The sequence below is a fragment of the Paenilisteria riparia FSL S10-1204 genome, from assembly GCF_000525995.1.
Lineage (GTDB): Bacteria > Bacillota > Bacilli > Lactobacillales > Listeriaceae > Listeria_A > Listeria_A riparia.
In genome coordinates, this window is the sequence record NZ_AODL01000007.1 from 85,660 (window position 1) to 98,892 (window position 13,233).

General features: G+C 40.7%; 10 protein-coding genes and 3 pseudogenes. 9 read left to right on the forward strand and 4 right to left on the reverse strand.

Annotated features, from left to right (window positions below):
- Nucleotides 1–141 precede the first annotated feature (141 nt).
- Nucleotides 142–1,522, forward strand: a pseudogene (locus tag PRIP_RS05175) (LM6179_1298 family efflux MFS transporter).
- Nucleotides 1,523–1,819: 297 nt separating this feature from the next.
- Here the strand turns inward: PRIP_RS05175 and PRIP_RS05180 are convergent.
- The gene (locus PRIP_RS05180; RefSeq protein ID WP_036099929.1) at nt 1,820–2,842 is read right to left on the reverse strand and encodes a branched-chain amino acid aminotransferase; all 1,023 of its coding nucleotides are present in this window, start codon (nt 2,840–2,842) and stop codon (nt 1,820–1,822) included.
- Between the two features lie 258 nt (nt 2,843–3,100).
- Between PRIP_RS05180 and PRIP_RS05185 the strand changes: the two genes are divergently transcribed.
- A complete protein-coding gene (locus PRIP_RS05185; RefSeq protein WP_036099931.1) occupies nt 3,101–3,835 on the forward strand; it encodes an alpha/beta hydrolase in 735 nt (244 codons plus the stop codon).
- Nucleotides 3,836–3,851: 16 nt separating this feature from the next.
- Nucleotides 3,852–4,286: a GNAT family N-acetyltransferase gene (locus tag PRIP_RS05190; RefSeq protein WP_036099933.1), complete on the forward strand. Its 435-nt coding sequence runs from the start codon at nt 3,852–3,854 to the stop codon at nt 4,284–4,286.
- Between the two features lie 43 nt (nt 4,287–4,329).
- On the opposite strand, the gene rpiA is transcribed toward PRIP_RS05190, so the two are convergent.
- Entirely contained in the window at nt 4,330–5,001 is a 672-nt protein-coding gene (gene rpiA / locus PRIP_RS05195) for a ribose-5-phosphate isomerase RpiA (RefSeq protein ID WP_036099935.1), read from the reverse strand.
- A gap of 425 nt (nt 5,002–5,426) precedes the next feature.
- Between rpiA and PRIP_RS05200 the strand changes: the two genes are divergently transcribed.
- The 5 genes and pseudogenes from PRIP_RS05200 (at nt 5,427) to dltD (ending at nt 9,838) form a co-directional block, all read left to right on the forward strand.
- A complete protein-coding gene (locus tag PRIP_RS05200) occupies nt 5,427–5,573 on the forward strand; it encodes a teichoic acid D-Ala incorporation-associated protein DltX (protein WP_036099937.1) in 147 nt (48 codons plus the stop codon).
- A gap of 21 nt (nt 5,574–5,594) precedes the next feature.
- Nucleotides 5,595–7,133 carry a D-alanine--poly(phosphoribitol) ligase subunit DltA gene (gene dltA / locus PRIP_RS05205; protein WP_036099938.1) on the forward strand — a complete coding sequence of 513 codons (1,539 nt, stop codon included), beginning with the start codon at nt 5,595–5,597 and terminating at the stop codon, nt 7,131–7,133.
- Nucleotides 7,130–8,307 (forward strand): annotated as a pseudogene (gene dltB, locus PRIP_RS05210) (D-alanyl-lipoteichoic acid biosynthesis protein DltB). The gene dltA and the pseudogene dltB overlap by 4 nt, the downstream one beginning before the upstream one ends.
- Before the next feature lie 26 nt (nt 8,308–8,333).
- Nucleotides 8,334–8,570 carry a D-alanine--poly(phosphoribitol) ligase subunit DltC gene (gene dltC, locus PRIP_RS05215; protein ID WP_036083260.1) on the forward strand — a complete coding sequence of 79 codons (237 nt, stop codon included), beginning with the start codon at nt 8,334–8,336 and terminating at the stop codon, nt 8,568–8,570.
- On the forward strand, nt 8,567–9,838 hold the full coding sequence (gene dltD / locus PRIP_RS05220) for a D-alanyl-lipoteichoic acid biosynthesis protein DltD (protein WP_036099939.1): 1,272 nt from the start codon (nt 8,567–8,569) through the stop codon (nt 9,836–9,838). Before dltC ends, dltD begins: the two co-directional genes overlap by 4 nt.
- 51 nt (nt 9,839–9,889) lie before the next feature.
- On the opposite strand, the pseudogene glmS reads toward dltD, so the two are convergent.
- Nucleotides 9,890–11,699, reverse strand: a pseudogene (gene glmS / locus PRIP_RS05225) (glutamine--fructose-6-phosphate transaminase (isomerizing)).
- A gap of 494 nt (nt 11,700–12,193) precedes the next feature.
- Between glmS and PRIP_RS05230 the strand changes: the two are divergent.
- On the forward strand, nt 12,194–12,403 hold the full coding sequence (locus PRIP_RS05230; RefSeq protein ID WP_036099940.1) for an LPXTG cell wall anchor domain-containing protein: 210 nt from the start codon (nt 12,194–12,196) through the stop codon (nt 12,401–12,403).
- A gap of 21 nt (nt 12,404–12,424) precedes the next feature.
- Here PRIP_RS05230 and PRIP_RS05235 read toward each other — a convergent pair whose 3' ends face one another.
- Entirely contained in the window at nt 12,425–13,231 is an 807-nt protein-coding gene (locus PRIP_RS05235; RefSeq protein WP_036099942.1) for a hypothetical protein, read from the reverse strand.
- Nucleotides 13,232–13,233 lie beyond the last annotated feature (2 nt).

Sequence of the window (13,233 nt, forward strand, 5' to 3'; positions counted from 1 at the left end):
TGTATGTTATAATCGGTTTGGTATGTGAAAGGAGTTTTTATCAAAATGGAACAAACGAATACAAAGAGAACAGCAGTTACTATCGCGGTTTTCGTCGCAACTTTCATGGCCGCCATCGAAGGAACCATCGTCAGCACGGCCATGCCAACAATCGTTAGTTCGCTGAACGGAATCGAGCTGATGAACTGGATTTTCTCTATCTATTTACTTACTTCTGCCGTTACTGTCCCAATTTACGGAAAATTATCCGATTTGTTCGGCCGAAAAAAAAATATTTATCATTGCAACCGTTATTTTCATCATCGGTTCTTCGCTTTGTGGTTTCGCACAAACAATGGAACAGTTAATTATTTTTAGAGCGTTACAAGGTATCGGAGCTGGTGGGATTTTGCCAACAACGATGACGATTATTGCCGATGTCTACCCTTTTGAAAAACGAGCAAAAGTGCTTGGATTCATGGGTTCTGCCTGGGGAATTGCTGGAGTTTTCGGACCGCTACTCGGTGGTTTTTTAGTGGATCAATTGTCGTGGCACTGGATTTTCTTTATTAATGTACCTGTTGGCATCCTTACGATTGTGTTGATTTCGATGTACCTGAAGGAACATATCGTGCGAGTCAAGCTGCCCATTGATTACTTAGGGACCACGCTTTTCACTATTGCTTTACTCGGCTTGCTATTTGCCCTGCAACGCGCTGGTGAAACACTAAACTGGTTGGAGCCGCTTGTCGTCGTATTACTTATTGGCTCAATTGCCTTATTCGTCGGCTTTTATTTCGCCGAAAGACGCGCGCAAGACCCCATTATGCCGTTTGTCTTATTTAAAAATCCGGTCGTGTTAATCGGGAACTTAATTGGTTTCTTAGTGAGCGCCTTCTTGATTGGGATTAATGTGTACATTCCGATGTGGGCGCAGGGCATGATGGGGCATGGCGCAATGATTGCCGGCCTGATGATTGCACCGCTTTCGGTGAGCTGGATTATTGGTTCGTTTATCGGCGGGCGCTTGTTAATGTCTATCGGAAACCGACATACTGTTGGAATCGGTATTATTATCGCGACGGTCAGTGGCTTGTTTTTAGCCTTATTCCCGAGCACAACGCCTGATTTGTACTTCTATCTCGACAGTGCCTTGATGGGTTTTGGTTTCGGAATTATTTTTACAACAACAACAGTAACTGTACAGGACGCTGTGCCAAAAGAACAAACGGGCATCGCGACGGCTTCCAATACGCTTTTTAGAACCGTTGGCCAAACCATCGGCGTTGCTGTATTCGGAACGATTTTCAACTCTGTTCTAGCCGGTCAATTCAAAAACGCTGCAACCGGTGTGGACCGTCATAACTTAAATCAACTCATTAGCCCGCAGACATCAGCAAATGTGGACGCATCCCTTGTCGAACCATTACGCGACATCCTATACAGCGGCCTCCATATCGTTTTCTGGGCCATGTTCGCCTGCTGTTTACTAAGTTACGCGATTCATTTTATTTTACCGAAGAAACATATTTCAGGAAATTAACTACAACAACATACAAAATAAGCAGAAAACCACGGGCCCCCTTTTTCGGGTGAGACGTGTTTTCTGCTATACACAAATCGAGCGAAAGCGTTTGTATTCAGGGGATTTGGAAAGGAATAACCTTTCACGTTGTTCACGCTTATATTGGGACTGTAACTCAATACTTCGAACAGCCGGAAAGGATTAACCGTTCACTGTGTTCACGCTTATATTGGGACTGTAACTCAATACTTCGAACAGTCCCAACAATACGAGCGCTTGTCGCCGATTTATTTGGCTTATGTTCGATTTCCTTTTTTATTTCACTTTATAAATCCAGCCTTCAGGTGCTTCTTTATCACCGAATTGAATGCCACAAAGTTCATCATAGAGTTGTTTCGTCACCGGTCCAACTTCGCTCTCACTATAAAACACATGGAAGTCGTCGCCGTTTTGAATACCGCCAATTGGAGAAATAACAGCTGCCGTACCACAAGCTCCAGCCTCTTTAAATTCATCCAATTTATCGATATACACATCGCTCTCCTCCGCTTTCAACCCAAGACGATGCTCCGCCAAATAAAGTAGCGAATATTTCGTAATACTAGGCAAAATCGACGGTGAGAGCGGTGTTACAAAACGATCATCTTTTGTAATGCCAAAGAAATTCGCTGCACCAACTTCTTCTATCTTTGTATGCGTCGCAGGATCTAAGTAAATACAATCGCTAAACTCGCGGTCTTTCGCAATTTTACCTGGATAAAGACTAGCCGCGTAGTTCCCGCCGACTTTTGACGCACCAGTACCATTTGGCGCCGCGCGGTCATATTCCGAAATCACGAAATTCGTTGGCGTCAAGCCACCTTTGAAATATGGCCCCACCGGACAACAAAATACGGAGAACATAAATTTCGGCGCGGTGCGAACACCCAGATTGTCGCCAATACCAATCAAATACGGACGCAAATACATCGTTCCACCAGAACCATATGGCGGCATGTACGCTTCGTTCGCCGCAACCACTTGTTTACACGCATCAATAAATCGCTCTTCTGGGAATTCTGGCATCAATAAACGATCACAACTTGCCCTCATTCGTTTCGCATTTTGGTCTGGACGGAATAAATTAATCGAACCATCCTTGCAACGATATGCTTTCAATCCTTCAAAACATTGTTGCCCATAGTGAATCGCTGTTGAGCCCTCTGCGATATGAACGACATTATCTTCTGTTAATGTCCCTTCATCCCACTTGCCATTTTCCCAAATAGACACATAACGCAAATCGGTTTTAATATATTCAAAACCTAGCGTGCTCCAATCAATATCCTTACTGCTCATGCGATTCCCACCTTTTTCTTCTATTATTTGATTTGTTCATTATATCATAATTCCTACGTATTTTGAAAAAGACATACCGCCTTTCAAAAAAAAAACTGATTATTTAAGCAAAACTTATCCCATTTCCTATCATTTTATGTTAAAATGTTAATACGTTACATGAAATCAACGCGAATTGGTTTGTTTACAAGATATTATCTAAAAATTTAGATAATAATAATTATAGAAGGGGGATTATAAAAATGAACAGAAACAAAAATGTTGGAGAAAAAAATCTGGAGTAATGTTTTAAATGAGGAATTGGACTTATTAATTTATTTACCACCAACGTTTTCACCCCTTTCGAAATATCCGTTTTTCTTAGTGCAAGACGGCAAGGATTATTTCCAATTTGGTAAACTGGCGCGCTTCGCTGACGAACTGGTGGATGACAAAACCATTCAGGAAGCCATTTTTGTAGGTATCCCCTATAAAACTGTGGAAGATCGGCGTGAGAAGTATCATCCAGATGGCCCGCAAAACGAGGCGTATATTCGCTTTTTAGCACATGAATTAGTGCCTTATATCGAGGACAACTTCCCGACATACCATATGGGCGCAAGCCGTTTCTTAATGGGTGATTCCCTTGGCGCTAGCGTTTCTTTGAAAGCCGCGTTGAAATACCCGCACGCGTTTGGTAATGTCATTTTACATTCGCCACTTGTGACGGACGCATTGTTGGAATTAGCCGAGAAAGCAGATCCAGCGCTAACGAAAATTTTTCATGTCATTGGTAATGGCGAAACCGAAGTCGAGACGACAGATAACAAGGTCGCCAACTTTTTAGAACCGAATTTAGAACTTCACGAGCTCTTTCAAAACCGCGGTTTTGATTATTATTTCCAGGAATTTGAAGGCGGACATCGTTGGAAATATTGGCAACCATTTGTCAAAGAAGCATTGCAATTCATGCTCGATAAAGAGCAGTTTGCAACAGAGAACATGAGTGTTTAAGGAGGAATAAGAAAGTATGACCGTACAACAAGTCACCGATAAAAAAGGCAAACAAGACGCGTTTGACATTCGCAATGAAGTCTTCGTCGTCGAACAAAAAGTAGCGCCAGATTTAGAATGGGACGAATTCGACAAACTAGATTCCACAATCATGTTCGTCGATTACGATAAAGATGGCACAGCACTAGCCACAGGAAGGTTCCGTGTCCTACCTGAATACGGCAAAGTAGAACGCATCTGCGCCCGCAAAATCGCTCGTAAAAAAGGCAGTGGCCGTCGCATCATGGAAGCCATCGAAAAAGAAGCCGTCGCGCAAAACGTCTCCCTTCTAAAACTAGGCGCCCAAACAACAGCGATCCCCTTCTACGAAAAATTAGGCTACGAAGTATGTTCTGATATTTTCCTAGACGCAGGCATCGAACACAAAAATATGCAAAAAAAATTAAGCTAATCAATACATGAGGCTCCGAGCACAACGCTTGGAACCTCATTTTTTATTTTTCTCGAACCTCGGCATGTCCGTCAGAATAACCGATAACAATAGAAGAAGCGTAATTTAAGAATAAGCCATTCTCCACAACACCTGGCAAGTTATTCAGCCAATCATTCAATTCTTCCGGATTTTCAATCGCTTGTATATGTAAATCTAAAATATAGTTTTGGCTATCCGTTGTATAAATGCTTCCGTCTTCGAAATAACGTAATTCTGGTTTGTAGCCACGTTCTGCTAGCTGACGCTCCACTTGTTTGTAGCCAAACGGCACAACTTCAACTGGTAAAGGAAAAGCACCTAACGTCTCCACGACTTTGTCTTCCCCAACAACCCAAATACTTTTTTTGGACGCATGAGCTACTAATTTCTCAAATAATAACGCACCACCTCCGCCTTTTATTCCACGGTAGACCCCATCTACCTCATCCGCGCCATCAATGGTTATATCGATTTCACCAACATCATTTAAGTCCATCAACGGAATATTGCGTTCTTTCGCTAATTTCTCGGTTGCTTTCGAAGTTACAACACCAGTAACTTGTAGCCCTTCTGCAACACGATCGCCCAGTTTTTGAATCATATAATATGCCGTAGATCCGGTTCCTAATCCCACAACCATACCATCTTCAATAAACTCACACGCCTTTTCACCAGCAATCTGCTTACTATTCATTTATTCTCGCTCCCCTCAAGAAATATACTACTCTCTCTATTATATAGAACTTTCAACGATTCGCCTAGCAACATCCTCAAATTCATGTCATAGATCGATATAAGATAGCTTTTTTAGATTTTCATCACTCAAAAAAGTTCACAAAAAGTTCATATTTTCCCGCTTATAATACATAAGTACACTATAAATTTTTGCTGTTTACTTTCAAAATATTATTTTATTGCGCGAAATCATTCAAAAATATGTTTTTTTTCACAAAAATTATACCGTGAAAACAGCCTAACTTACCTATTATCGCTTGCCTTACATAACCTTACAAAAATGTAATTGGACTTTTTATCGCAAATGGATTACATTATATAAATACAAGAAACTTTTCTTTAACATTCGTAACAATAAAGAAATATACGAGGTGAGGCTTGAATATGAAAAAACTAAAAACAGCAATGTTTCATCCCACAGCGGTTTTTATCTGGAAGACATTATTTTACTTAGTTATTTTACTCGGATTGCTATGGTTTTATGGCTTTAAGAATCCGAATGACACGACATTTATTTACAACGAATTTTAGAAAGAAAAGAGGCGATTATGAATGAGTGTATCTTTTTTTACAACTTCTATCAATGAACGAATTGATGAATGGGCGGCCAAGACACCAAATAACCCCTGCTATGAGTACCATGGTGAATCACTATCCTATAAAGAATTGAAAGAACAATCGGACGCATTAGCCACTTTTTTAATGAAAGAATTAGAGAGTGACGCCCCTGTTTTAGTTTATGGTCATATGCAAGCACAGCAAATCGTTGTCTTCTTAGCGTGCTCCAAAGCTGGGCGTGCCTATGTTCCAGTTGATGTTTCGATGCCAGTAGACCGGATTAAGCAGATTACGGAAGTTGCACAAGCCGAGCTCATGATTTGCACCGAAATTCTTGAAGAAGGTGCTAAGACAGCTGGTGTGGGTGTTCTTACACCAAAAGAGCTGCAGGTTGTGATTGATAGCTACCGTGGATATGAACCAGCACCATCCCAATGTGTTACAGCGGATCAGAATTACTATATTATTTTCACATCTGGAAGTACTGGCGTGCCAAAGGGAGTGCAGATTAGTCATAATAACTTAGTTAGCTTTACGAACTGGATTTTACAAGATTTCGGAATTCATGAGGGCGCACGTTTCTTGAACCAAGCACCGTATTCGTTTGATTTATCCGTGATGGATCTTTATCCTTGTTTGCTTGCTGGTGGGACGCTTGTACCGCTTGATAAGACGGTGAGCGCGAACTTGAAGAGCTTGTATGAATCAATCCCGACACTTGGTATCAATGTTTGGGTTTCGACGCCTTCTTTTGTAGACATTTGCTTGATGGATGCGAACTTTAATGGAGAGACAAACCCGAGCATTACGCATTTCTTGTTCTGTGGTGAAGTTTTGACAAAAGAAACAGCTCGTGCGCTTACGAAAAGGTTTCCGAATGCTACGGTTTATAATACCTATGGCCCCACTGAGGCAACGGTCGCTGTGACGAATGTTGTGATTGATGACACAATCATCGATACGTATCCAAGTCTGCCACTCGGCCGAATTAAGCCTGACACGAAGCTTGCAATTATGGACGAGGATGGCCTGCTCCTTCCTGAGGGCGAGAAAGGCGAAATCGTTTTAATTGGACCTAGTGTTTCTAAAGGCTATCTGAATGAATCTGAAAAAACAGCGGCTGTGTTTTACGCTGATGACTTGTTCCAAGCTTACAAAACCGGAGATTGCGGTGTTATCATCGATGGAATGCTGTTCTTCCAAGGAAGAATCGATTTCCAAATCAAACTCCACGGCTACCGAATAGAGCTTGAAGATATTGAGAATAACTTGAAAGAAGTAAGCTATATCCGCTCTTGCATTGTCGTTCCCAAGACACGCGAAGGAAAAGTTGATAGTTTAGTAGCCTTCGTCGTCCCTTCTGATCATGATTTTGAAAAAGAGTACAAACTAAGTGCCGCTATCAAAAAAGAGTTAGCAGAATCGATGCCAAGCTACATGATTCCACGCAAATGGGTATACAAAACGGAATTCCCACTAACAATGAATGGCAAAATTGACCGCAAGCAGCTTTCCAGTGAGGTGAACACATGACAACGCCATACGGATCAATACTCTATTTTGCAGTATTGTTCGCCTTTTTAATACCGATTGTAATTGCGGGTTTACTTGGTAAAAGATTACCTGTTTACAATGCTTTTGTAACACTAGTCTTTATTTACATGATGTTTGCCAGCAGTCCAGTCCAAGCAATTGCCCTCATTGTTTTCGTATTTTGGCAATTAGCGCTTGTCAGACTGTACTTTAATTATCGTCAGAAACATAACCATGGTGGTATTTTCGTACTTGCCGTTATACTTTCCATTCTTCCGCTATTTATCGTTAAGGTACAACCGCTACTAGCTGAACACACAACAATGCTTGGTTTTCTCGGTATTTCGTATCTAACTTTTAAAGCAACACAAATGATTATGGAAACACGTGATGGCCTCATTAAAGAGTTAAATTCTTGGGATTTCATTAATTTCTTGCTATTCTTCCCAACCCTTTCTTCGGTCCAATCGATCGCTTCCGTCGCTTTAAAAAAGATACAGACACCCCGCTTGATCCTGACAAATATGCAACCTTACTGAATCGTGGTATTTTCCTGATTTTCCTAGGGTTTCTATATAAATTCATCATTGCTTATCTCGTTCAAAATAACGTGATTACTGAGCTTACGTATAATTTAGAACATCATGTGCAATTTGGCTGGAGTCTGGTTGGTTATATGTATGCATACAGTATGTATTTATTCTTTGACTTTGCGGGCTATAGTGCTTTTGCGGTTGGAGTTAGTTATTTGATGGGTGTGCAAACGCCGATGAACTTTAACAAACCATTCGCAAGCCGTAACATTAAAGAGTTCTGGAATCGTTGGCACATGACATTATCTTTCTGGTTCCGCGATTTCATCTTTATGCGTCTAGTTTTCTGGATGACAAAGAAAAAGTTTTTCAAAAGTAAGTTTACCGTTGCTTACATCGCCTATTTTGTGAATTTTATTATTATGGGAATGTGGCATGGACTTCATTGGTATTACATCGTTTACGGAATTTATCAAGCGACACTCATCGTCGGTTTTGACCTGTTTGAACGTTGGAATAAGAAAAAGAAATTTTATCCTAAAAATAAAGTCACAAACGTGATTGGTATCGTTATTACATTCCAATTCGTCTGCTTTGGCTTCCTGATTTTCTCAGGTATTTTAGACAAAATTAGTTTTTAAATAATATGATAAGGTGGTAACTAAAAATGGCATTTCGTGACGAGGTATTAGAAATTTTAGAAGAGATTACAGAATCTGAGGAAGTTGTGGAAAACACTTCTGTTCAACTATTTGATGAAGGACTTTTAGATTCGATGGCAACCGTGCAATTATTAATAGAAGTAGAATCACGCTTAGGCATTACAGTGCCTGTATCTGAATTTGATCGCGATGACTGGGCAACCCCAGAGCAAATCATCGCACAACTTGAGGCATTAAAATGAAAAAGAAACTTTGGATGACATTTGGGCCTTTGCTTATTGCAGGGGCTGTGTTCTTATTCATCCTTTTTGGCCCAAGCAGCCTTTTTGGCGGTGTTTCAAATAGCACAGTCAAAAAAAGCGCTACTTCTATGAGTCCAACTGTCGTTCAAGGTGTTGCCATTCAACAAAAGATGTTGACGACAGACAAAACGTACTTGCCTATTTTCGGGTCATCTGAACTTTCTCGTGTTGATCCGTTTCATCCAAATGTTTTTGCAGAGAAATACAAGCGTGGCTATACGCCATTTCTGATTGGTCGTCCTGGAACGCAATCATTGTCGCATTACTTAGATATTAAAGCGATGGGCAATGAGTTAAAAGGTAAGAAAGTCGTCTTCGTACTGTCACCGCAATGGTTCCAACCGGCTGGTGTTGATGACGGGCATTTCGGTGGGAACTTCTCACCTCTACAAGCTTACAAATTCGCAATGGCTGATGAACCGCCAACACCTGAAAGGCGCTACGCAGCCAAACGTTTGCTAAGTTATAAAGTCGTACAAAACAATACAACTTTAACGACATTATTAGAAAATATTGCATCTCCTGGTCCTAGAACAAGTGTCAGTATGTTGACGCGACTTGCCGCTGAAGCCGAGATGAAAGTTTTACAAAGAAAAGATGATTTGGAATCCAAACTGATTAAAGATTCACGTCAAGACAAAGTTGATAAACAGCAAAAAGATTTGCCGAACACATTGAACTACACTGATTTGGATAGTTTGGCAACAGAATACGGTGAATCAAGAGTTGGCGACAATCCATTTTTCATTAGCGATTCTTACTATAAGAAGAAAATTGAGCCTACAATCAATCAGTTAAAAAATAGTCGTACAAATTTAAGTTACGACGAATCACCTGAATATGATGATTTGCAACTTGTAATGGACGCTTTTAAATCTGTTGGGGCAGATGTATTATTCATTAACCCCCCTGTCAATGGCGCTTGGTATGACTACATTGGAGCATCGAGAGAGAAGTTGCAACTTTACTATGATAAATCTGCGGAACAAGTGAACAAGCAAGGCTTCCACTACTATGATATGTCGCAATACAGCGACACACCATACTTCTTAGAAGATACCATTCACTTATCTTGGCGTGGTTGGGTAGCAATTGATAAAGAAATTGATGACTTCATGAAAGACAAAACGAAACCATCTTATCACAAAACGCCAAAGCAGTATTACATGAAAAAAGTGCTCCCTTCCAAGAAGGAAGCAGACAAATAAAATAAGGATGTAGAGTTTGTATTTTGATACAGTCTCTACATCCTTGTTTTTTTATTCCACGGTCACACTTTTTGCTAAGTTACGTGGCTTATCAACATCACAACCACGGTGAAGCGCTGCGTAATAAGCTAATAATTGACATGGTACGACACTGGCTAGTGGTGTTAGCAGCTCATGCACTTTCGGGATCACGAACTGATCTCCTGGCTGGTTTACGCCTTCCATCGCTAGAATACACGCATTAGCACCCCGGGCTAGGACTTCTTTGACATTTCCACGGATATTCCAGTTGATGTTCTCTTGCGTAATCAAAGCCAGAACTGGTGTACCTTCTTCGATTAGCGCAATCGTTCCATGTTTCAGTTCCCCACTTGCAAAACCTTCTGCTTGGATGTAGGAAATTTCTTTTAGTTTCAGTGCAGCTTCCATCGCTACGAAATAATCGATATGACGACCTAAGAAGAAAGCATTGCGTGTTGTTGCTAAATATTCGCCAGCAATATGTTCGATGATTTCTTTGCTATCTACAAGTGTTTCCATCGCATTGGCGACGATACCTAGTTCTACAGCTAAGTCGAATTGTTTTGCTGTTTCTATGCCTTTAGCGCGACCTACAACGGTCGCTAGGATAGATAGTGCAGCAATTTGAGCAGTGTAGGCTTTTGTTGATGCTACAGCTATTTCTGGACCTGCATGCAAATGCATCGTGTGTTCTGCTTCGCGATCAAGCGTTGAGCCTGGTACGTTTGTGATAGTTAATGAGCGGTAGCCCAGTTCTTTTACTTTCACCAAAACTTGACGGCTATCTGCTGTTTCCCCACTTTGCGTAATGAAGATGAACAACGGTTTTTCAGAAAGAAGTGGCATGTTGTAGCCAAATTCGCTAGAAACATGAACTTCTACTGGAATCTGGGCTAGTTTTTCGATAAGGTTCTTACCGACAAGACCAGCGTGATAGCTTGTACCGCATGCAACGATGTGGATTCGATCAGAGGCCAATACTTCGTTAACAATCGTTCCGTCAACTGTAATTTCGCCTTCTTCGTTTTGATAGGCTTGAATAATTTTACGGATAACGGCTGGTTGTTCGTCGGTTTCTTTTAACATGTAGTGAGGGTATGTGCCCTTTTCGATATCTGATGCATCTAGTGTCGCTGTGTAAGCCTCACGCGTTACTTCTTCGCCGTCTAGTGTTTCAATGGTTACACCCTCGCGTTTTACGATAATAAGTTCTTCATCCATGATTTCGATGAACTGATTTGTTTCGCGAATAACAGCCATTGCATCACTAGCAATAACGTTGAAATCTTTACCAGTTCCGATAAGAAGTGGACTTTTATTTTTCGCTGCATAAAGCGTTTCGTTGTCTTGATTATCAATCAGGCAGATTGCATAAGAGCCATGAAGTAAGCTTAGCGTTTTTGTGAAGGCTTCTTTTGTTGTTAAGCCTTGGCTAGCAAATAATTCGATAAGCAAAACGATAACTTCTGTATCTGTATCGCTGGCAAAACCTACATCCGCCAAATACTCATCTGTTAATAAAGAATAGTTCTCAATGACGCCATTATGAACAATCGTGTAACGACCTGATTTGCTTTGATGTGGATGCGCGTTGGCGTGACTTGGTTTACCATGCGTCGCCCAACGTGTATGTCCAATACCAATTTCTCCAAAGGCATCAGCTGGTACTTCTTCGCGTAAGTCGGCAATTCGACCTTTTTCTTTAGCAACAAGTACGCTATCCTGAGACTTAAGGGCAAGTCCCTGCTGAGTCATAGCCACGATATTCTAATTTCTCTAATCCATTTAATAAAATTTCTTTCGCATTCTTCGTTCCAATAAATCCTACAATTCCACACATAAATATACATCCTCCATTGGTTATGAGGGCAGACTTCTATTGTACAAGCCCTCTTTTTCTTGAAAAAGGACAGACTATCCCGTTGCCTGTATTTCCCTTTCACGTTTCCATGGGGGTTAAAAACATGTTCCTTTCCACTCTGTTCACTAGGTCACCCTAATGGTTTGTAGCAAAGGCATCACGATTGCATGCACAACCGAGGGACTCCCGCCGAATTTTCGATTAATCCCTTCCTCGTCAACTAAGCAATTCTTAGTTCTGGCGCTTCTATTCAGTTGTTGCTATCCTCCTTCCATACTTTTTTCTAGGAAACAAAATTATCATACATCATAGTTGTATAGTTCGTCAAGCCCTATATATAATACCAATTCCGAAATTGGTATACCCGTTGACAAATAAGTTGTTATACTTGATAATGAATGAGAGAAGTTCATCCCTTGTGCCGTAGGGATTTTAAGGATCATTTAGAATGATGAGTAAAGGGAGGATACACAATGAGTTTTTTTCAGAAAATACTTCTTGGATTTACAGTGCTTTTTGTAGCATGGGCTGTTTTTTGGAAATTCGGTTCGTTACACATGGTTAATGCGGTAGATATGAATACACTACCAAGCGCTGGTGATACGTTTCCAATTTGGACGATTATTATTGGCGGAATCCTGATTATCGTGGCAATTGTGCTGTTATTACGGAAAAAATGGTAAAAAAAGAAATTCGACCTTATTTCAGGATTCGAATTTCTTTTTTTGTGTAGCGATGATTAAAAATAGACTAGCAAAAATGCCGAGTGTTCCAATGATGAGTTTCAACGCGACAACTGTTGTCTCGTCCTGCCCTAGTTGCGAACCGATTTGCGTGCCGATTTTTCTAAGGATTTGGTCGAGCCATAAATATTCGGTAAGGAAATTGAATGATAAACCGAGTAATGGTGCGGTGATGAAAGCATTTGGGCGTTTAAAGCCAAAAATGATAGCGAGCAAGAAGAAGAACGCAATGCCAATACCTAAATAGGCGTCGAACGTTGTGGTCAGGAAGAATTCTTTGCCTGATAAAACAATGACAGCTAGTGTAATCGCCGTTCCAAGGCCTAACAATGCAAAAAATACACCTGCCCAGCGCCATTTCTTTTGCCAGTCTTTTGTATTGATGGCAACCGCTGTCTCTTGTTTATTGACAAATAAGGACGCAATGCCTGCCAGTGAAACGATGAATGTCACTATTCGTGAATAGTCCAGAATATCTAATTTGCCAGAATCAATCCATGGACTTAGCTGATTTTGCCAAAGCATCCAGCCTTGAAAAACAGCAAAGCCTAGCAAAATAACCAAATCAACAATAAGTATCGATTTTCCGACTAATCGTAATACCCCAAAAAACACTAAAAGTACTGTCAAAGCAATCGTTATCCACAATATCCAACTCTGCTTGAATTCTGAGCCGTCTTGCGCCCATGTGTATAAAAAACTGCCTAAATTGGGCAACAATGTCGCGCCTAAAAATAACATAATAAAGCCACTTACTTGTTTTTTCATTG

Bases quoted from the DNA above. Each gene is read 5' to 3' on its own strand.
- PRIP_RS05180 (WP_036099929.1), bottom strand. From the start codon at position 2,842: ATGAGCAGTAAGGATATTGATTGGAGCACGCTAGGTTTTGAATATATT.
- PRIP_RS05185 (WP_036099931.1), top strand. From the start codon at position 3,101: ATGTTGGAGAAAAAAATCTGGAGTAATGTTTTAAATGAGGAATTGGAC.
- PRIP_RS05190 (WP_036099933.1), top strand. From the start codon at position 3,852: ATGACCGTACAACAAGTCACCGATAAAAAAGGCAAACAAGACGCGTTT.
- rpiA (WP_036099935.1), bottom strand. From the start codon at position 5,001: ATGAATAGTAAGCAGATTGCTGGTGAAAAGGCGTGTGAGTTTATTGAA.
- PRIP_RS05200 (WP_036099937.1), top strand. From the start codon at position 5,427: ATGAAAAAACTAAAAACAGCAATGTTTCATCCCACAGCGGTTTTTATC.
- dltA (WP_036099938.1), top strand. From the start codon at position 5,595: ATGAGTGTATCTTTTTTTACAACTTCTATCAATGAACGAATTGATGAA.
- dltC (WP_036083260.1), top strand. From the start codon at position 8,334: ATGGCATTTCGTGACGAGGTATTAGAAATTTTAGAAGAGATTACAGAA.
- dltD (WP_036099939.1), top strand. From the start codon at position 8,567: ATGAAAAAGAAACTTTGGATGACATTTGGGCCTTTGCTTATTGCAGGG.
- PRIP_RS05230 (WP_036099940.1), top strand. From the start codon at position 12,194: ATGAGTTTTTTTCAGAAAATACTTCTTGGATTTACAGTGCTTTTTGTA.
- PRIP_RS05235 (WP_036099942.1), bottom strand. From the start codon at position 13,231: ATGAAAAAACAAGTAAGTGGCTTTATTATGTTATTTTTAGGCGCGACA.